The 19,494-nt window shown below is 62.9% G+C and carries 16 protein-coding genes; 8 read left to right on the top strand and 8 right to left on the bottom strand.

Features of this window, described 5'->3' with window-relative positions; translation table 11 throughout:
- Nucleotides 1-5: 5 nt before the first annotated feature.
- The 5 genes from accC to NKJ20_RS21540 all read right to left on the bottom strand — a co-directional run bounded on the left by accC (nucleotide 6) and on the right by NKJ20_RS21540 (nucleotide 4,720).
- On the bottom strand, nucleotides 6-1,349 hold the full coding sequence (gene accC, locus NKJ20_RS21520; protein WP_352451094.1) for an acetyl-CoA carboxylase biotin carboxylase subunit: 1,344 nt from the start codon (nucleotides 1,347-1,349) through the stop codon (nucleotides 6-8).
- Between the two features lie 19 nt (nucleotides 1,350-1,368).
- Nucleotides 1,369-1,827 (bottom strand): acetyl-CoA carboxylase biotin carboxyl carrier protein, encoded by a 459-nt coding sequence (gene accB, locus NKJ20_RS21525; protein ID WP_352451093.1) that lies wholly within the window; start codon nucleotides 1,825-1,827, stop codon nucleotides 1,369-1,371.
- 26 nt (nucleotides 1,828-1,853) lie between these two features.
- Nucleotides 1,854-2,288 (bottom strand): type II 3-dehydroquinate dehydratase, encoded by a 435-nt coding sequence (aroQ, locus tag NKJ20_RS21530; RefSeq protein WP_023717478.1) that lies wholly within the window; start codon nucleotides 2,286-2,288, stop codon nucleotides 1,854-1,856.
- Nucleotides 2,289-2,451: 163 nt separating this feature from the next.
- Nucleotides 2,452-3,255 (bottom strand): DsbA family protein, encoded by an 804-nt coding sequence (locus tag NKJ20_RS21535; RefSeq protein ID WP_352746750.1) that lies wholly within the window; start codon nucleotides 3,253-3,255, stop codon nucleotides 2,452-2,454.
- A 70-nt stretch (nucleotides 3,256-3,325) separates the two neighbouring features.
- On the bottom strand, nucleotides 3,326-4,720 hold the full coding sequence (locus NKJ20_RS21540; RefSeq protein ID WP_352746751.1) for a M48 family metalloprotease: 1,395 nt from the start codon (nucleotides 4,718-4,720) through the stop codon (nucleotides 3,326-3,328).
- A 147-nt stretch (nucleotides 4,721-4,867) separates the two neighbouring features.
- On the opposite strand from NKJ20_RS21540, the gene NKJ20_RS21545 reads away from it, so the two are divergent.
- Nucleotides 4,868-6,016, top strand: coding sequence for a pyridoxal phosphate-dependent aminotransferase (locus tag NKJ20_RS21545; protein ID WP_352501648.1), 1,149 nt, complete (start codon nucleotides 4,868-4,870; stop codon nucleotides 6,014-6,016).
- An 11-nt stretch (nucleotides 6,017-6,027) separates the two neighbouring features.
- Nucleotides 6,028-6,975 carry a glutaminase gene (locus NKJ20_RS21550; protein WP_352746754.1) on the top strand — a complete coding sequence of 316 codons (948 nt, stop codon included), beginning with the start codon at nucleotides 6,028-6,030 and terminating at the stop codon, nucleotides 6,973-6,975.
- A gap of 96 nt (nucleotides 6,976-7,071) precedes the next feature.
- Here the strand turns inward: NKJ20_RS21550 and NKJ20_RS21555 are convergent, their stop codons facing one another.
- A complete protein-coding gene (locus tag NKJ20_RS21555) occupies nucleotides 7,072-10,059 on the bottom strand; it encodes an Rne/Rng family ribonuclease (protein WP_352746756.1) in 2,988 nt (995 codons plus the stop codon).
- Between the two features lie 666 nt (nucleotides 10,060-10,725).
- Between NKJ20_RS21555 and NKJ20_RS21560 the strand changes: the two genes are divergently transcribed.
- The 6 genes from NKJ20_RS21560 (at nucleotide 10,726) to NKJ20_RS21585 (ending at nucleotide 18,186) form a co-directional block, all read left to right on the top strand.
- A complete protein-coding gene (locus NKJ20_RS21560) occupies nucleotides 10,726-11,988 on the top strand; it encodes an N-acetylmuramoyl-L-alanine amidase (RefSeq protein WP_352746813.1) in 1,263 nt (420 codons plus the stop codon).
- A 214-nt stretch (nucleotides 11,989-12,202) separates the two neighbouring features.
- Nucleotides 12,203-14,659: a penicillin-binding protein 1A gene (locus NKJ20_RS21565; RefSeq protein WP_352746759.1), complete on the top strand. Its 2,457-nt coding sequence runs from the start codon at nucleotides 12,203-12,205 to the stop codon at nucleotides 14,657-14,659.
- Between the two features lie 167 nt (nucleotides 14,660-14,826).
- Nucleotides 14,827-15,958, top strand: a protein-coding gene (prfB, locus tag NKJ20_RS21570) for a peptide chain release factor 2 (RefSeq protein WP_352451084.1) whose coding sequence is annotated in 2 segments (ribosomal slippage) — nucleotides 14,827-14,892 and nucleotides 14,894-15,958 — 1,131 coding nt in all. Because the reading frame shifts where the segments join, the coding sequence is not laid out codon by codon here.
- Between the two features lie 473 nt (nucleotides 15,959-16,431).
- Nucleotides 16,432-16,818 carry a hypothetical protein gene (locus NKJ20_RS21575; protein ID WP_031212810.1) on the top strand — a complete coding sequence of 129 codons (387 nt, stop codon included), beginning with the start codon at nucleotides 16,432-16,434 and terminating at the stop codon, nucleotides 16,816-16,818.
- Between the two features lie 177 nt (nucleotides 16,819-16,995).
- On the top strand, nucleotides 16,996-17,364 hold the full coding sequence (locus tag NKJ20_RS21580; RefSeq protein ID WP_352451083.1) for a GFA family protein: 369 nt from the start codon (nucleotides 16,996-16,998) through the stop codon (nucleotides 17,362-17,364).
- Nucleotides 17,365-17,538: 174 nt separating this feature from the next.
- The gene (locus tag NKJ20_RS21585) at nucleotides 17,539-18,186 is read left to right on the top strand and encodes a YiaD family glycine zipper/OmpA-like lipoprotein (protein WP_023679922.1); all 648 of its coding nucleotides are present in this window, start codon (nucleotides 17,539-17,541) and stop codon (nucleotides 18,184-18,186) included.
- Nucleotides 18,187-18,274: 88 nt separating this feature from the next.
- Here NKJ20_RS21585 and NKJ20_RS21590 read toward each other — a convergent pair whose 3' ends face one another.
- On the bottom strand, nucleotides 18,275-18,547 hold the full coding sequence (locus NKJ20_RS21590; protein WP_023679921.1) for a DUF2798 domain-containing protein: 273 nt from the start codon (nucleotides 18,545-18,547) through the stop codon (nucleotides 18,275-18,277).
- A 48-nt stretch (nucleotides 18,548-18,595) separates the two neighbouring features.
- Nucleotides 18,596-19,480 (bottom strand): NmrA/HSCARG family protein, encoded by an 885-nt coding sequence (locus NKJ20_RS21595; protein WP_352746762.1) that lies wholly within the window; start codon nucleotides 19,478-19,480, stop codon nucleotides 18,596-18,598.
- Nucleotides 19,481-19,494: the final 14 nt, after the last annotated feature.

Below are 19,494 nucleotides of genomic sequence, written 5' to 3' on the forward strand. Positions count from 1 at the left end.
CTGTGTCACTCGCCTTCGGCCAGGTATTTTTCCAGCCAGTGGATATCGTAGTCGCCATTAGCGATGTCGGCGTTGCCAACGAGGTCGCGAAACAGTGGCAGCGTCGTCTTGATGCCGTCGACGACGAATTCGTCGAGCGCGCGCCGCAGCCGCATCATGCATTCGACGCGGTTGCGGCCATGCACGATCAGCTTGCCGATCAGGCTGTCGTAGTAGGGCGGGATCTTATAGCCGGAATAGACGCCGGAATCGACACGGATGCCGAGGCCGCCCGGCGTGTGGAAATGGGTGATGGTGCCCGGCGAGGGGGTGAAGGTGCGCGGATCCTCGGCATTGATGCGGCATTCGATGGCATGGCCGTGGAAGCGGATGTCCTCCTGGCGCACCGAAAGTCCGCCGCCCGAGGCGACGCGGATCTGCTCGTGCACGAGGTCGATGCCGGTAATCGCCTCGGTCACCGGATGTTCGACCTGCAGGCGCGTGTTCATCTCGATGAAATAGAACTCGCCGTCCTCATAGAGGAATTCGATGGTGCCGGCGCCGGAATAGCCGAGATCGGCGATCGCCCTGGCGCAGACGCCGCCAATATGCGCGCGCTCCTCGGCATTGAGCGCCGGCGAGGGCGCTTCTTCCCAGACCTTCTGGTGGCGACGCTGCAGCGAGCAGTCGCGCTCGCCGAAATGCACGCCGCGCCCGGCGCCGTCGCCGAACACCTGCACTTCGATATGGCGCGGCTTCTGCAGATATTTCTCGATATAGACTGCGTCGTCGCCGAAGGCCGCACCCGCCTCCGAGCGTGCCGTCTGCAGCGCCACCTCGAGATCGGCCTCGCTACGCGCCACTTTCATGCCGCGCCCGCCGCCGCCGGCCGACGCCTTGATGATTACGGGGTAGCCGATCACGGCGGCAATGCGCTTGGCTTCCTTGTCCTCGGTGACCGCGCCGTCGGAGCCGGGCACCACGGGAATGCCGAGGCGTTTTGCGGTACGCTTGGCCTCGATCTTGTCACCCATGATGCGGATATGGTCGCCGGTCGGGCCGATGAAGGTGATGTTGTGCGCGGCGAGGATGTCGGCGAACTTGGCGTTCTCCGACAGGAAACCGTAGCCGGGATGCACCGCGTCGGCGCCGGTGATCTCGCAGGCGGCGACGATCTGGTGGATGTTGAGATAGCTGTCGCGCGACGGCGGCGGGCCGATGCAGACGCTCTCGTCGGCGAGACGCACGTGCATGGCGTCGGCGTCGGCGGTCGAATGCACCACCACCGTCTGGATGCCGAGCTCCTTGCAGGCGCGCAGCACCCTGAGGGCGATTTCGCCGCGATTGGCGATGAGGATTTTCTGGAACATCTTTCGCCTGTTCCCGGCTCTACTCGATCACGACGAGCGGCATGCCATATTCGACCGGCTGCGCATCTTCAAACAGGATCGCCGTCACCGTGCCGGCGCGCGGCGAGGGGATCTGGTTCATCGTCTTCATTGCTTCGATGATCAGCAGCGTCTGGCCTTCCTTGACCTTCTGGCCGATTTCGATGAACGGCCTGGCGTCGGGCGACGGTGCCAGATAGGCGGTGCCGACCATTGGCGAGGCGACGGCGTTCTTTGACAAGTCGGGCGTCGCCGGGGCGGCCGCTGCCGCGGGCTGCGCGGCTGCCGGGGCATAGGCCGGCTGAGCTGCGGCGACGGCATGGACGGCCGGCGCCTGCCGCGAGACGCGCACCTTCAGATCGCCCAGCTCGACCTCGATCTCGGTCAGGTTGGTGTCGTTCAGTATGCCCGCCAGATCGCGGATCAGCTGCTGGTCAACACCGTTCTTCTTTATCGACATTTTCGAGCCTTCTGTTTGTTGGCCGGTCATAGGCGTGCAGCCAGCGCCTGCAGCGCCAGCGTGTAGCCGAGCGGCCCGAACCCGCAGATCATGCCGACGGCGACCGGCGCGACCATGGAGACGTGGCGGAATGGTTCCCGCGCGTGGATGTTGGAGAGATGCACCTCAGCGACCGGCAGCGGCGCGACGGCGCGGATGGCATCGTGAATGGCGATCGAGGTATGGCCGTAGGCGCCCGGATTGATGACGATCGCGGCGGCCTTGTCGGCGGCCTCGTGGATCCAGTCGACGAGGTCGCCCTCATGGTTCGACTGGCGGAAATCGATCTCCAGCCCAAGTGCGGCACCTGCCTGCTTGCAGTCGTCGGCGATCGCGGCAAGCGTCTTGCCGCCATAGATGCCCGGCTCGCGCTTGCCGAGCGCGTTGAGATTGGGGCCGTTCAGGACGAAAACCGTTTTCAAAAAATGCCGACCTTTCCCGGCGCGGCTAAGCCGGCGCGCCGGACCCTCTATAATGGGCATAGACGCTGGCGAAAAGAGCGCAAGTGCGTTCTTTCGCCGTCCACAACAGCCGGAAAACGGCCCGTGCCGGAAACCCGCAGCCTAATCGAAACCCGAATGCCGATCAGAGCGCGGCCTTCGCCGCCTCGATCTTTTCGGCCAGCACTTCCTGGCCAAGCGCGCCGAACACCACCTCGTTGCCGACGACATAGGACGGCGTTCCGGTAATGGCGAGCTTGGTGGCGAGGTCATAGGTCTTGGAGAAGGCCTCGGTGATGCTCGGGTCCTTCATCTTTTCGCGCAGCGCCGCCTCGTCGGCGCCGAGCGACAGCGCCACCTTGATCGCCGCCGCCTCGGTGGCGCGCCCCTGGCCGCCGAGCAGCGCATTGTGGAATTCGCCGTATTTCTCCGGCTTCATCAGATGGAAGGCCATCGAGACGACGCTCGCCTTCTGCGAATCCGGGCCGAGGATCGGGAACTCCTTGAGTACGAAGCGCAGGTCCGGATCGGCCTTGGTCAGCGCGCGCATGTCGTCGATGGCGCGTTTGCAGTAGCCGCAATTATAATCATAGAATTCGACGATGGTGACCTTGCCGTTCGGATTGCCGACAACACCGTCGAATGAGGAATTGAAGATCTGGTCCTTGGCGTCTTTGATGACGCCGAGACTGGCGACGCGCTGTTCTTCCTTCTGCTTGGCCTCGAGTGCCTGCTGGGCCTCCAGAAGCACTTCCGGGTTCTTCAGCAGATAGTCGCGGACGATGCCTTCGACTTCGGCACGGTCGAGCTTGGTACCTGAGGACGTCGTCTGGGCAAGCTGTGCCGTGCCGGCCTTCGCCGTCTGCGGATTGCCGGCGACGAAGCCGAACGCCAGCATGGCGAGAGCCGCTGCCACTCCGGTACTGCCCAGCAGAATTGCCTTGGTCATGATCCTCGATCCTCTTGCCTGTGTTCGGGTCCGCCCGGTTTGGCTGTGTCGCAGCCTGCGTCCGAAAGGTTCACTTCTTCTTACCTGATGGTGCGTAGTTTATAATGTCCTGCGCGCGAAGCCAGCCCGGCTCGCCCCGCTTCATGCTCTGCTGCGCCCGCATGGCGAAGATTTTCGCATTCTTGTAGTCGCCGGAATAGAAATGCCCTTCGGCGGTTGCAAGCTCGGCGGCCGGGATGTTGCCGAGTTCCCCGTAAGCCTGTGCCAGATAGCGGTATCCGGCGGCGTTTTCGCGATCCCGTCCGAGGCCGGTGTTGATCTGCGCCACCGCCTTCTTCAGCGAATCCTGCGTGCCGATCGCCATCAGCGCCTGGCCGTACGAGACCGGCAGCAGCCCCGATCGCGCCGGATCGAGGCTGACCGACTTGGCATAGGCGTCCGCCGCATCCTTCGGCCGGTTCGCCTTCATCAGGATGTCGCCGCGCAATTCCTGGAAATAGGGATTTTTCGGCTGTTCCTTGATCAACGCGTTGGTCTTGGCGAGCGCCGACGCCAGATTGCCGAACAGATAGGTCATCTGCGCGTCGCCATAGCGTGAGGCGAGGCTGCCGGGGTTCTTTCGCATCAATCGCGACGCCGCCGCCTGGCCCTGCATGTAGGCGGCGATCTTGATGCGCATCATGTCATGGCGCTGCTGCAGTGCCGGCGGGTCGACCTTGTCGACGTAAGGGCTCTGCTTCACCAGCACTTCGAGATTGGCGATACGCTCCTGCGGCATCGGATGGCTGATCCTGTAGGGATCGACTTGCGCGCCCGAGAGCGACAATGCGTTCTGGAAGCGGCCAAACGTCTTCAGCATGCCCATGCCGGACTGGCCGGTTGCATTGAGATAGGTGATCGCCGAACGGTCGGCGGTCATCTCTTCGGTGCGCTGATAAGCGAGGATACTGCGTTGCGCCATCTCGCCGCCGCCGGCCACCACGCCCATGCCGGCGCCGGCGAGACCGCGGCTGTTGCTGGTGGCGCCGGCCACCATGGCGCCGGCGCCAAGCAGCGTCGCCAGGATCGCCATCGTCTTGGCGCGCTCGAGCTGTTCTCGCAATTTCTGCTGGTGTCCGCCGGCGATATGGCCGGCCTCGTGGGCAATGACGCCAATGATCTCGTTGGGCGTTTCGGCCGTCATCAGCGCGCCGGTGTTGATGAACAGGCGGCGGCCGGCAACAAAGGCGTTGAAGCTCTGGTCGTTGACCAGCACGATGTTGATGGCGTCGCCCGACAAGCCCGCCGCCTTGAAGATCGGCCGCGCGTAATCGCGCACCAGCGCCTCGATCTCGGCATCGCGCACAACCGGCACATTCTGCGCAAAGGCATTGACCGAGCCGGCCATGGCGACCATCGCGGCAAGCGAAAGCGTCGCGAGGGCGCGCGCTGTCCTGGCGATCGTCGATTTGGGTCGGCTCAACATGGCAGGTCCACTGGTAGACGAGTGGGCGAAGGATGAAAAGTCGGCAGCCTAAACTTACCGAACTTGTGATCCCCACACCAATCGGGCATTTGTGCGGCGCGGCCAGCATATGGCCGGCACGTGCGGACAAGTGTGGTGGATTGAAAAATGGTTGTTTCGCTTTCGCGCCGCGGCGCGGTCGAACCGTTCCATGCCATGGACATCCTGGCCGAGGCGAATCGGCTGAAAGCCAAGGGCCTGCCGGTCGTTTCCATGGCCGTCGGCCAGCCTTCCGATCCGGCGCCGGCCGGGGTTCGCGAAGCGGCGGCCAATGCCTTGAAAACAGGCCGCATCGGCTATACCGACGCGCTGGGCCTCGCCGGCCTGCGCAAGGCGATCGCGGCGCATTATGGCGAGCATTACGGGCTTGACGTTTCGCCCGAGCGGATAGCCGTCACCACCGGATCGTCGGCTGCCTTCAACCTCGCTTTCCTGGCAATGTTCGATCCAGGCGACCGCGTCGCCATCGCTGCGCCCGGCTATCCTGCCTATCGCAACATCATGGCCGCGCTCGGCATCGACATCGCCGAGATCGAGTTGGACGGCGCCGCCTATCTGCATGCCGAGCACCTGCAAGCCGCGCATCGCGAAAAACCGCTGAAGGGCGTGCTGTTCGCCAGCCCGGCCAACCCGACCGGCGCGGTCATTCCCGCCGGCGATCTCGAGGCGCTGGTCAAAACGGCGCAAGAGCTCGGCATCGCCGTCATCTCGGACGAAATCTATCACCGGCTGGCCTATGCGGCGCCCGACACGACGGCGCTTGCTTTCGGCGCGGATGTGACGGTGATCAATTCCTTCTCGAAATATTATTGCATGACCGGCTGGCGCATCGGCTGGATGGTGTTGCCGCAGGAACTGGTGCGGCCAGTCGAGCGCATCGCCCAGAGCCTCTACATCTCGCCGCCCGAACTGTCCCAGATCGCCGCGATCGAGGCATTCAAGGCGACGCCAGAGCTGGAAGCGGTGAAGGCGCGCTATGCCTGGAACCGCGAGCTCCTGATGCAACGCCTGCCGGAGCTCGGCTTTGCTTTGGCCGCGCCCATGGACGGCGCCTTCTACGCCTTCTGCGACGTCACCAGGCACACCAATGACAGCATGGCGTTTGCGCGCAGGATGCTGGCCGAGGCGCATGTGGCGGCGACGCCCGGCCGCGATTTCGACCCGCTGCAAGGCCATCGCACGATGCGCTTTTCCTACGCCGGCAGCCACGACGACATGGTCGAGGCGATGGCGCGTATCGAACGCTGGCTGAAGTAGCGGGAGCGACGATGCTGGAGTTTGATCAGGCGCCCCAACTCGAACATGCGTTGCGCGAGGTCGCTGCCGAAATGGCGGAGCGTACCGATCGCGGCGACGTCGCCAGCTATATTCCCCAGCTCGGCAAGATCGACCCGAAAAAATTCGGCATTGCCGCGGTGACCAATGACGGCCGCGTGCTGACCGCGGGCGACGCCGACGAGGCGTTTTCGATCCAGAGCATCTCAAAGGTGTTCACGCTGACGCTGGCGCTCGGCAATGTCGGCGACGCGCTGTGGCAGCGGGTTGGGCGCGAACCTTCGGGCAATCCGTTCAACTCGATCGTCCAGCTCGAGCACGAGAACGGCATTCCGCGCAATCCATTCATCAATGCCGGCGCCATCGTGGTCTCGGACATCCTGCTTGCCGGTCATCAGCCGCGCGAGGCGATCGGCGAGATCCTGCGCTTCATCCAGTTCCTGGCCGATGACGACACCATCATCATCGACCGCGAGGTCGCGGCGTCCGAACGCGCCACCGGCTTTCGCAATTTCGCGCTTGCCAATTACATGAAATCGTTCGGTAATCTCAATCACGCGCCGGAACTGGCGCTGGGCGTCTATTTCCACCATTGCGCTATCGCCATGAGTTGCCGGCAACTGGCCCTGGCCGCCCGCTTCCTTGCCAATGGCGGCAAGAACCCGGCGACCGGGCATTCCGTCGTCTCGGCAGAGCGCGCCCGCCGCATCGGCGCGATGATGCTGACCTGCGGCCACTATGACGGCTCCGGCGACTTCGCTTTCCGCGTCGGCATTCCCGGCAAGAGCGGCGTTGGCGGCGGCATATTGGGGATCGTGCCGGGCGTCGCCTCGCTTGCCGTCTGGTCCCCTGGCCTCAATGCCAACGGCAATTCCAGGCTGGGCTCGATCGCGCTGGAAAAATTGGCGAAGACGATGAACTGGTCGATCTTCGCACCATAGTGTTGTCGCCCGAATTGGGGCAAAAAAACCCGCGCAGCCGATCGGCAGCGCGGGATTTTTTTTTAATCAGAAAGTCTGGCTAATGCACGGAAAGGCTTAGAAAAAGCCCTTCCGTTGCCACCAGCCGGCACGCTTCGGCTTGTCCTCGGCCTTTGCTTCCTCGGTCTTTGCCTCGTCGGTCTTTGCCTCGTCCGGGACGATCGAGGAGACGACCGGCACGACCGGAGCATCCACCGGTACCGGCTTGCGCCGCGACGGCCGGACCTTCGGCGTTTCCTCGGCAGCCGCCACTTCAGTCTCCTGCGAAGCCGGCGCAGCGGTCTCGCCGGAAGCCACGGAGGCGGCCTCGGCAGCCGATGTCTCGGCGCCCGCAATCTCGGCAACTGCTTCCGCCGCAACTTTCTTCGGCTTGGCGGTACGGCGCGGCTTCTTCGGCTTTTCGGCGCTCGGCATGTCGTCGTTCGCCGGAGCGAGCACCGCAAGCTCTTCGGCCGGCGGCGCACCTTCCGGCTCGCCGGTTACGGGCTCTGCTTCCGACACGGCACCTTCCGTCATGGCGGCTGGCTCGCCGGGGGCAGCTTCCAAGCCGTCCTCGCCGTCCTCACGGCGATTGCGCTTGCCGCCGCGCTTGCCGCGCCGGCGCTTCTTGCCGTGACCGTCGTCCGCCGCTTCCGCCGTTTCGGCCACAACACCTGCCGGCGCTTCATGTTCCGCTTCGGCGCCTTGGTCGCCGGCGGCTACGAAGGCGTCGTCCGTCGGCGCCGAAACGGAAGCACCTTCCACAGCAGCGCCATGCTCGCGATCGCCATGTTCGCGTTCCCCGTGCTCGCGATCCCCGTGTTCACGATCCTTGCCGCCGCGCCGTCTGCGGCGCTTGCGGCGCTTGCGATCGCGGCCTTCGCCGTCCTCGCCGGACCTTGGCTGCTGCGGCTGCTGGGCAGGGCGTGGCTGCTCGGCCTGCACCGGTGCCTCGTCTTCCTCTTCGATGACGATCTCGTCCTCGGGTTCTTCCGGCTCGACATAGGCCGGGAACGTGCGCGCCTCGACAAAGCCTTCCGGCTTTTCGGCCAGCGCGCCGCGGAAGATGGCGTAGTGTTGTGCACCGACCGCGTCATCGGCTTCGATGGTGATGGTCACGCCGAAGCGGTGCTCGAATTCCACCAGCGTGCCGCGCTTGTGATTGAGCACATAGAGCGCGGTCGCCGCCGGCGTCCGCACCGTGATGTGGCTGCGCGAATCCTTGAGCAGGAATTCCTCGATTGCCCGCACCACCATCAGCGCGACCGACGAATCGGAGCGCACATGGCCTGTGCCGCCGCAATGCGGGCAAGGCTTCATGGTCGATTCCAGCACGCTGGCACGGATGCGCTGGCGCGACATCTCCATCAGGCCGAAATGCGAGATGCGGCCGACCTGGATGCGGGCACGATCGTTCTTGAGGTGATCCTTCAGCCGCTTCTCGACGGAGCGGTTGTTGCGGTTCTCCTCCATATCGATGAAGTCGATGACGATGAGGCCGGCGAGATCGCGCAGCCTCAATTGCCGGGCGACTTCCTCGGCGGCTTCCAGATTGGTGTGAAGTGCGGTGTCCTCGATCGAGTGCTCCTTGGTGGAACGGCCCGAATTGACGTCGATGGCGACCAGCGCTTCCGTCTGGTTGATGATGATGTAGCCGCCGCTCTTCAGCGTCACCTGCGGCTGCAGCATGCGGTCGAGCTGCGCTTCGATGCCGTTGCGCACAAAGATCGGCGTCGTGTCGCGGAACGGCTGAACCACCTTGGCGTGGCTCGGCATCAGCATGCGCATGAAGTCCTTGGCCTCGCGGTAGCCTTCTTCGCCGGAAACCAGGATCTCGTCGATATCCTTGTTGTAGAGGTCGCGCACCGAGCGCTTGATCAGGCTGCCTTCCTCGTAAACCAGGGCAGGGGCCGTCGATTGCAGCGTCAGATTGCGGACGTTTTCCCAAAGCCGCATCAAATATTCGTAGTCGCGCTTGATCTCTGCCTTGGTGCGGCTTTCGCCTGCCGTACGCAGGATGACACCCATGCCTTGCGGCACTTCGAGATCGGCGACCACTTCCTTCAGCCGCTTGCGGTCCTGCGCATTGGTGATCTTGCGCGAAATACCGCCGCCGCGTGCCGTGTTCGGCATCAGCACCGAATAGCGGCCGGCCAGTGAAAGGTAGGTGGTCAGCGCCGCGCCCTTGTTGCCGCGCTCTTCCTTGACGACCTGCACCAGCAGGATCTGCCGGCGCTTGATCACTTCCTGGATCTTGTACTGGCGGCGCACCGGCTTGCGGCGGTTGCGTACTTCTTCGAGCGCGTCTTCAGCGCCGACCGATTCGATCTCGTGATCGTCCGGATGCGAGGATTGCACCTCCTCCAGCATGCCGCGATCATTGTCTTCGGACGTCGCTTCGCCGCTTGTCTCGGCCCCGCTTGTCTCGACTTGTGGGACGGCTTCGGAGATTACGTCGGCATCGACGCTGGCAGCGATGGAACTCGATCCGCCTTCGGAAGGCTCGGTCTCGCCGCTATCGGCGACTTCTTCACTCTGCCCGGCGGCATCCTCGCTCTGTCCGGCAGTGTCGGACGTGGTGTTGTCGGCAACGGCATCCAGCTTTTCTGCGACGGCACCTTCGCCGTTCTCGCCATTCTCACCGTCGGCCGCGCCTGCCTCGCGCCTGTGCTCGCCGCGGTCGCGGCTCTTGCCGCCGCGCCGGCGTCCGCGCTTGCCACGGTCGCGGCTCTGGCGGTCCTCGCCTTCGGCGGCTTCCTCGTCCTCTTCGTCCTGGGCTTCCTGTGCTTCCGCACGCAGCAGCGCCTGACGGTCGGCGACCGGAATCTGGTAGTAGTCGGGGTGTATTTCACTGAAGGCGAGGAAACCGTGACGGTTGCCGCCGTATTCGACAAAGGCTGCCTGGAGGGAAGGTTCGACGCGCGTTACGCGGGCGAGATAGATATTTCCTTTGAGCTGCTTCTTGTCCTGGGATTCAAAGTCGAATTCTTCAATACGGTTACCGCGAACGACGACAACGCGTGTTTCCTCCGGGTGGGAGGCGTCTATCAGCATTTTGTTTGGCATTATTTCGTTTCCTCCCGGCAGCCGTCGGCCGCAGCTTGCAGGACACTGCCCGCTGCCGTGGACCTGGAACATGGGTGCCGGACAATTGAACGTCCGCCGGCCGCTGCCTGAGCGCCATGGCGGTGCCGCCCGCAGCCGTAGTGGCGCGGTTTGTTGCGGACCTTTCCATGATTGCGCTTGAAGCCATCGTCACCAGCAGAACCTTTTGAACCAAAGCCCGGAAAAAACCGGACCAGCTTGTTTGCTCATACAGAGCCGGCACGGGACAATCCCGGCCGTTTTGCTCACGCAGGCGATTCCCCCGCCACGGGAGCACGCCTGCGAAAATCGTCGCGATCACCGATGCCTTCTTCGCCTGAAGCGAAAGGAGCCGTCTTGCGTCTGACCTGTAGCAGGAAGCTGCGGAGGAGGACGGTTCCAGGATTGCAGTGATCCACCATCGCTTTTATGATTTGGCGGGTTGGAAGGCAACCCCGATTCCCGATGCCGGCAAAAAGCCGTTCCGCAGCGGAAGCCCCGGTCCCAAACCTTCCATGAAAAGGCTTGGTTAACCTTCTCTGGATACCAATCGTTAATCGAGTTCGCGGCCTGCCAGAACTTTGACAAGCAATAAGGCACTTCGACAAGCGATCGGGCATGACGCCAACGGGAGCGATTGGTAGAAAGATGGGACTGGCAGGCTTCGCAGACAAGGGCCGTCATCATGGAGGCTGGTTGTTCCGCACCGCCTGTCTGCTGCCGCTGATCCTGGCTTGCCTGGTCTTTTCGCCGCTTTCGCGTGCTGCCGACGTACCGCTCGGCGCCACAAGCTACAAGATGGCCGGCGATGCCACCAAGATGCGCATCGTCATCAATTTCGACCGCGAACCCGACATCAAATGGTTCCTGCTGCGCGGCCCCAATCGTCTGGTCATCGATCTCCCGGCCACCAGATTTGCCCTCAATGCCAAGGATGTGAAGCCGCGCGGCCTTGTCCGCACGGTGCGTTACGGCGAGCTCGGCGAGGGGAAATCGCGGCTGATTCTCACCGGCAAGGGACCGTTCGCCGTCGACAATCTCGATGTGCTCAAGAACGATGACGGCAACGGCTACCGCATCGCCATCGACATGTCGGCGGCATCGCAGCGGGAATTCGACGCAGCGCTCGCCAATCAGGCGCTGACCACCGGTTCGACGGTCTCCGCCGACAAGGCCGGCAGGGTCGGTACCGGCCCGGTCTCCAATCCGGGCCATCGTTTCACCGTCGTCATCGATCCCGGCCATGGCGGCATCGACGGCGGCGCCGAGGGCCTGAACGGTACGGTCGAGAAGAACGTGACGCTCGCCTTTGCCGTGGAACTGCGCGACAAGCTCGCCGCCAGCGGCAAATACGACGTGTTCCTGACGCGCGAAACGGACGAGTTCCTGCGGCTCGACGACCGCGTGCGCATTGCCCGCCAGCATGAGGCCGACCTGCTCATCTCGATCCATGCTGACACGATCAGCCTCAAGGGCATTCGCGGCGCAACCGTCTACACCGTGTCCGACAAGGCTTCCGACCCGCAGGCGCAGGCGCTTGCCGACCGTGAAAATCTTTCCGACCAGTTCGCCGGCATGGAGATCAAGGACGACAGCAAGGAAGTGACCGATATCCTGATCGACCTGATCCGCCGCGAGACGCATAATTTTTCGATGAGCTTCGCCCATACTCTCGTCGGCCAGCTTTCCACCAGCGTCGGTCTGATCAACAACCCGCAGCGTTCTGCCGGCTTCAAGGTGCTGAAGGCGCCGGACGTTCCATCCGTGCTGGTCGAACTCGGCTATCTGTCGAACGCCAAGGACGAAGCGCAGTTGCTCAGCGCCGATTGGCGCAACAAGGCGACCCAGAGCATAACCAACGCCGTTGCCCTGTTTGCTTCGGCCAAGAGCGGAACGGGGGCCGGAGGCTGAAATGTCCGCCGGCGCCCACAACCTGAAGCAGCGTTGCACGGCGACAACACCCTGTGCTTTTATTTCCGGCATTCGAAACCGAAATTCCACGCTGCCGTATTTTGCCCACATGGTCGCGACATGGATTTTGCGATTACGGTTTGGGATCGTCCCGAAAGCTTGCGTGAAGGGCGGCTTCGTTTAGGAAATTCCCGAACCAAGGACTGGAGCGGGTATGATTCGTCTCATTGGCTATTTCTTCGGCATCGGCACGACGCTGGCCCTTTTGGTCGCGGCGGGCATGGCGATCTATATCGGCCATTTGTCGAAGGACCTGCCCGATTACGAGGTGCTGGCCAAATACGAGCCGCCGGTGACGACCCGCATCCACGCGTCGGATGGCGCGCTGATGGCCGAATATGCGCGTGAGCGGCGGCTTTATCTGCCGATTCAGGCGATCCCGGACCGTGTCAAGGCGGCCTTCCTGTCGGCCGAGGACAAGAATTTTTACAATCACCCCGGCATCGACGTGACCGGCCTTGGCCGGGCCATTGTCGTCAACCTGCAGAATGTTGGCTCGGGAAAGCGCCAGGTCGGCGCCTCGACGATTACCCAGCAGGTGGCGAAGAACTTCCTGTTGTCTTCAGACCAGACCTACGAGCGCAAGATCAAGGAGATGATCCTCGCCTTCCGCATCGAGCAGGCCTACTCGAAGGATCGCATTCTCGAGCTCTATCTCAACGAGATTTTCTTCGGCTTCGGCGCCTATGGCGTCGCCGGTGCTGCGCTAACCTATTTCGATAAATCGGTGAACGAGCTCACCGTGGCCGAAGCCGCCTATCTCGCCTCTCTGCCGAAGGGGCCGAACAACTACCATCCCTTCAAGCATGCCGATCGCGCCTTGGAGCGCCGCAACTGGGTGATCGATCAGATGGTCGAGAACGGTTACGTCACGCATGAGGAAGGCGAGAAGGCCAAGGCCGAGCCGCTCGGCGTCACGCCGCGCCGCACCGGCAACTATCTCTTCGCCGGGGAGTATTTCACCGAGGAAGTGCGTCGCCAGATCATCGCGCGCTATGGCGAGAATGCGCTCTACGAAGGCGGCCTTTCCGTCCGTACCACGCTCGATCCGAAGATGCAGCTGATTGCCCGCAAGGCCATGCAGAACGGTCTCATGAAGTTCGACACGCTGCGCGGCTACCGCGGGCCGGTCACGAGCATCGACATTTCCGGCGACTGGGGCGTGCCGCTGGGCAACGTCAAGCGATTGGAGGACGTGCCGGAATGGTCGCTCGCCGTCGTGCTCGACAGCTCGGCCACCGGCCTGTCCATCGGCCTGCAGCCGACGCGCCAGATCTCCGGCGAAATCGTCAAGGACCGCGTCGAAGGCACCGTCAGCAAGGAAGACATGAGCTTCGCCATGCGCCACGTGGTCGACGGCAGGACCGTCAAGGCGAAGTCGCCCGCCGACGTGCTGAAGCCGGGCGACGTGATTTTCGTGCAGAAGAACGACGGCTCGGACAACAGCTACAGCTTGCGCCAGGTTCCCGAAGTGGAAGGCGGCCTGATCGCCATGGACCCGCATACCGGACGCGTCCTGGCCATGGTCGGCGGTTTCTCCTACGCGCAGTCGGAGTTCAACCGGGCGACGCAGGCCATGCGCCAGCCGGGATCGTCGTTCAAGCCGATCGTCTATTCGGCCGCCCTCGACAATGGCTATACGCCCGCCTCGGTGATCATGGACGGGCCGATCACCATCCAGAGCGGCAACACGACCTGGACGCCCAAGAACTACGACGGAACGGTGGCCGGCCCGGCGACGTTGCGCTCCGGCATCGAGAAATCGCGCAACCTGATGACGGTGCGGCTTGCCAACGACATGGGCATGAAGCTGGTCGTGGAATATGCCGAGCGTTTCGGCGTCTACGACCACCTGGCGCCGTATCTGCCGATGGCGCTGGGATCCGGCGAGACGACGGTGATGCGCATGGTGTCGGCCTATTCGATCATGGCCAATGGCGGCAAGTCGATCAAGCCGTCGCTGATCGACCGCATCCAGGATCGCTACGGCAAGACCGTCTTTAGGCAGGACGAACGCGGCTGCTCAAACTGCAATGCCGCCGAGTGGCAGGACCAGCCAGAGCCGGAACTGGTCGACAACTCCGAGCAGGTGCTCGATCCGATGACTGCCTACCAGATCACATCGATGATGGAGGGCGTCGTGCAACGCGGTACCGGCGCCACCATCAACGAACTCGGCCGTCACATCGCCGGCAAGACCGGAACGACCAACGACGAAAAGGATGCCTGGTTCATCGGCTATACGCCGAACCTCGTTGTCGGCCTCTATATGGGCTACGATCAGCCGAAAGGTCTTGGCAAGGGCGCGACCGGCGGCGGCCTTGCCGCGCCGATCTTCAAGGATTTCATGCGCGTGGCGCTGGATGGCACGCCCAATGTCGACTTCAAGGTTCCGGAAGGCATGAAGCTGATTGCGATCAATCGCAAGACCGGCATGCGGGCCAACGCGGGCGACGCCGGAACCATCATCGAAGCCTTCAAACCGGGTACCGGTCCCGCCGACAGCTACTGGGTGATCGGCATGGGTGCGGACGGCTCCAACGCCACCGGCGGGGCGCTGTCGCCGCAGGCCAACCAGGCCATCCAGTCCGGCGGCGGCGGGCTCTACTGACAATCGCTACATCGGGTCGGGCCGGCTTGACGATCATGGTCGAGCCGGTCCATTCCGCTTTACAGGGGCCGGTACATTACAGGGGCCGGCGCTTTACAGGAGACCGTGCCGTCCCTATGTATCGCGCCACCAAACCGCCATCCAGCAACAGGACAGAACAGCCAGCCATGCGCGCGGAAACGCAAAACATTGTCGACGAGATCAGGCAGGCAATCACCCTGCTGAGGAGGCATCTTTGACTGGGACCAAGCCATAAAGCGGCTTGAGTACCTGAACGTCCGTGCCGAGGATTCGAGCCTCTGGAACGAGCCGCTGGAAGCGCAAAAGCTGATGCGCGAGCGTCAGGGCCTCGAGGAAGGCATTGCCGCGGTCAAAGGCCTCACCCAGGCCCTGGAAGACAATATCGGCCTGATCGAGCTTGGCGAGGAAGAGGGCGACGAGGGCGTCATCGCGGAGGCCGAAGCGGCGATCCGCTCGATGCGCGGCGAGGCCAAGGCGCGCCAGATCGAAACGCTGTTGTCGGGCGAGGCGGACGCCAACGATAGCTATCTGGAAGTTCATGCCGGCGCCGGCGGCACCGAAAGCCAGGACTGGGCCTCGATGCTTCTGCGCATGTATACGCGCTGGGCCGAGCGCCGCCGCTTCAAGGTCGAGGTGCTGGAGGTGCATGACGGCGAAGAGGCCGGCATCAAGTCCGCCACGCTGCTGATCAAGGGCCACAACGCCTACGGCTGGCTGAAGACGGAATCCGGCGTGCATCGTCTCGTGCGCATTTCGCCGTATGACAGCAATGCGCGCCGCCACACCTCCTTCGCCAGCGTCTGGGTCTATCCCGTCATCGACGATACGATCGACATCGACGTTTCCGAATCCGACGTCCGTATCGACACGTATCGTTCCTCGGGATCGGGCGGCCAGCACGTCAACACCACCGATTCGGCCGTGCGCATCACCCATCTCGCCACCGGCATCGCGGTCGCCTGTCAGGCCGAGCGCTCCCAGCACAAGAACAAGGCCAAGGCCTGGGAAATGCTGCGCTCGCGGCTTTACGAGGAAGAGCTGAAGAAGCGCGAAGCGGTGGCGAACGCCACGGAAGCGTCGAAGAGCGATATCGGCTGGGGCCACCAGATACGGTCCTACGTGCTGCAGCCCTATCAGTTGGTGAAAGATCTGCGCACCGGTGTCGAGAGCACCAGCCCGTCGAGCGTGCTCGACGGCGACCTCGACGATTTCATGGAAGCCTCGCTGTCGCAGCGGATCGAGGGTGGCGCCGGCGAAACGGTGGCCGATATCGACTGAGGCCGCCGGGCACCAATCCGGCAGGAATGTGGGTTCATCACGCGAGAGTTACGGCCATCGTGCGAGAGTGACGAGCTCTCAATTTGCACCTACCTGTCGTTCTACAACTTTGTTTTTCGTAGAGTTTTTCAAAATCGATTTCGGCTTTTGACGCGGATGCCTCGGGCCTGCCGGTGCCAAGCCTGGAACCAGCGCGAGCCAAATCCCGTTATTGGCGATCCCGCTGCCGGGGTTGACCAGGTTTCGTCAATCAGGACGGCAGGTTGGTTCCGGCTGCAGAGGTCGGCGTTCGATTGCGACAGCAATTCCTTGCGCCAACCAAGGAATCAGCCCAGCATTCATGCGCTGGGGAGGAAAAAAGCATTTATGGCCGGACGCGGCGTATCTGCGACCTGACGATCCGGCCACTGGGAAGACACGTTCCGGGAACGGGCAAGCGAAATGCTTGACAACCGTTGATAGGAACTGCGCTCATGCCTGCTCTCACAACCAGACCGGCCCCAGTCGCCCGCACGGCGCGCCGACTCCTGAATTCACTTGTCGCGGCAGTGGTTTTGATTGCTGCCGCCATTCCATTTGCGGCGCCTGCTCTGGCGCATGATGCCAAGCCGACCGCGGCAATGCCGCAAGGCTGGAGCTATCCGTTCTCCTGCTGCTCGGGCTATGATTGCCGCGAGGTCTCTCAGACATCGATCAGCGAACGTCCCGAGGGCTATGTCATCAAAGGAACCGGGGAAGTCGTGGCCTATAGCGACAAGCGGATCAAGAATTCGCCCGACGGCGAATATCATTGGTGCTCCGTTGCCGGTGCCAATGACGGAAAGACCATCTGCCTGTTCGTGCCCCCATCGTCCTACTAGCGCATGACGCCCAAAAGCTTGCCCACGGGCTGACCCGAGCGTGTGCAGCGGTTTTGGATCAATGGGCCTTCGATCTGTGCATCGCAGGCTCACAAGCCTGCTGACCGGCAGTTGTCAGGAGCGTTTCTTTATGCTGCCTTTGCCGTACGGGGCGGCGGCATTGTGAGGGACCAATTCATGACCATCAAGGCAAGCTGCCACTGCAAGGCGACGACGTTCGAGGTTTCGCAAGCGCCGCAGACAGTGACGCGATGCACCTGTTCCTTTTGTTCGAAACGCGGTTCGTTGTGGGCCTATTACACTCCATCGCAATTCAGACTCACCAGCCCGCCGGAGAATGTTTCGTTCTACCAGTGGGGATCGAAAACCATAAAACACGGTTTTTGCGCCACCTGCGGCTGTGGCACCTTCACCGAGACGCCGGACTGGTCGACAGGCGAGCCGAATTTCGACAATCCGAAGATCAGCGTGAACTCGCGGCTGTTCGACGATTTCGATCTCGACAAGGTCGAAGTGGTGATCATCGACGGCAAGAATCTCTGGTAGCCGGTCGAATTGCGGTGGTCGCGCGAGCCGCTGCAGGCGTGTGGAATTGAGCCGGGGAAAGCCGCGGCAACGGCTTTTGCTGGTCCGTTTTTCGCCGCATTTCATGGTACAAGTCGCTGGAAGGGCTGATGCGGTGCGCCGTTGTGCGGCCGTGGAATGGAGAGGGACCACCATATGAAAAAGATTGTGCTCGCCGTCGTGGCGACGGCTGTGCTCGTGAGCGCATGCACCACCGATCCCTACACCGGGGAACAGAAGGTTTCCAATACCGCTGCCGGCGCCGGTCTCGGTGCTTTGGCGGGTGCCGGGCTCGGCATGCTTGCCGGCGGTAACGACCGCCGCAACGCGCTGATCGGCGCGGGCATCGGCGCGCTTGCCGGCGGTGCCATCGGTGCCACCATGGACCAGAACGAGGCCGAACTGCGCAGGCAGCTTCAGGGCACCGGCGTCAGCGTCACCCGCACCGGCGACCAGATTATCCTCAATATGCCGTCCGACATCACCTTCAACGTCGACCAGGACGCGGTGAAGGCCGGTTTCTATCCGGTGCTGAATTCAGTGGCCCTTGTGCTGAAAAAGTTCCGCCAGACCACGGTCGACGTGTTCGGCCACACCGACTCGACCGGCGGCGACGAGCACAATTTCGACCTGTCGCAGCGCCGCGCCCTGGCGGTCGCCAACTATCTGTCCGGGCAGGGCGTCGATTCCCGCCGCTTCGCCGTCACCGGCTTCGGCAAGACGCGTCCGATCGCCTCCAATGCGACGGCTGCCGGCCGGGCTCAGAACCGCCGCGTCGAGATCCAGCTGTCGCCGCTCACCTGAGGCAAGCACATGAACCGAGAGCGGCCCCCAAGGGCCGCTCTAATGGTTATGCCGGGCCACCGACCGTCGGCGCCCTTCGTTCGTGATGTCAGGACCGGGCCGGCTGATCGACAATCGCGGCAACGATCCGGCGCACGATCGGAAGCACAATCAGCAGACTGGGAAACGCGACAAGCCATGAAGCGCCCCATGCATAGCTCCAGGCCGCTATAAACCCGTTCGTCCAGCCTGCGCCGATTGCCGTCGAAACCGCCGAGACAATCGAGGACATCAGAATCGAAAGAACCAACGGCATCACCACCGCGCCATAGGAGGGCGGCAGCTTTCTCAACTTGAAGGCTCGGTCCGGTGATGCTTGCATCGAAATCTCCTAATAAAAAAATATGCGTAGGCGTTATTGTGAGGACGATCAGGCGGCATATGCCGTCTGCAGCGCCAATTCCTGAATGAAGCTTCGCAGCGAACGCGGCTCGCGGCCAAGCACGGCACGCAACGTCAGAATGTTCCCGCCGAGGCCGTATTTGGCGTAGTGGCTGTGTACTTTGGCCAGCATCTGCAACTGCCGGTCGGTATAGGGAAGGCGGGCCTTCGCCGCCCAGTCCTGAAATGTCGGCTCGCCCGCCGACACCGGCCGGCCAAGCGCTTCGCTCATCATGGCGACGACCTCTTCGCGGCTGTGCATACCGTCGGCGCACAGCTCGAGGGTCGCATAGGACAAACGCGCTTCGGTCAGTGCGATTGCCGCCACTTCAGCCACATCGCGATAGTCGACGCGGGCGAGCTTCGCCGTCCTTGGAAACGGCTCGGCGAAAACGCCGTGCTCGACGACGGACGGCCAGGCCGGCGCGATATTTTGCATGAAATTGGCCGGGTGCAGAATGGTGTACTCCATGTTCGTCGAATAGAGGGCAGCTTCAACGGGTACCTTGCTTGCATGGTTTTCCAGCCTCGTATTGGTCGGCTGGATCACCGACGAAAAGACGAACTTTCGAACGCCTGCTCGCGCCGCCGCCTCAACCATGGCAACCCCCATGGCGGCTTCGTCGGGAGCAAAGGCCGGTCCGATGTGAAAGACACCGTCGACACCTTTCACGGCCTGCTCAAGGCTCCGATGGTTGCGCAGATCTCCGATCGCGATCTCGGATGCGCCGCCTTTCCGGGCTTTTTCGGCACTCGCGGCGTCACGAACAAGCGCTCGAACCCTGGCATTGCGGCGGACGAGTTCAGGCACCACCAAACCGGCAACGCGGCCTGCGGCGCCTACGACCAGGACCGTTGGACTGGGTGTTCGCATGACGATCTCCTTCC

It is taken from the genome of Mesorhizobium sp. M0185, assembly GCF_040322175.1.
In the GTDB taxonomy this organism is placed as follows: Bacteria; Pseudomonadota; Alphaproteobacteria; order Rhizobiales; family Rhizobiaceae; genus Mesorhizobium.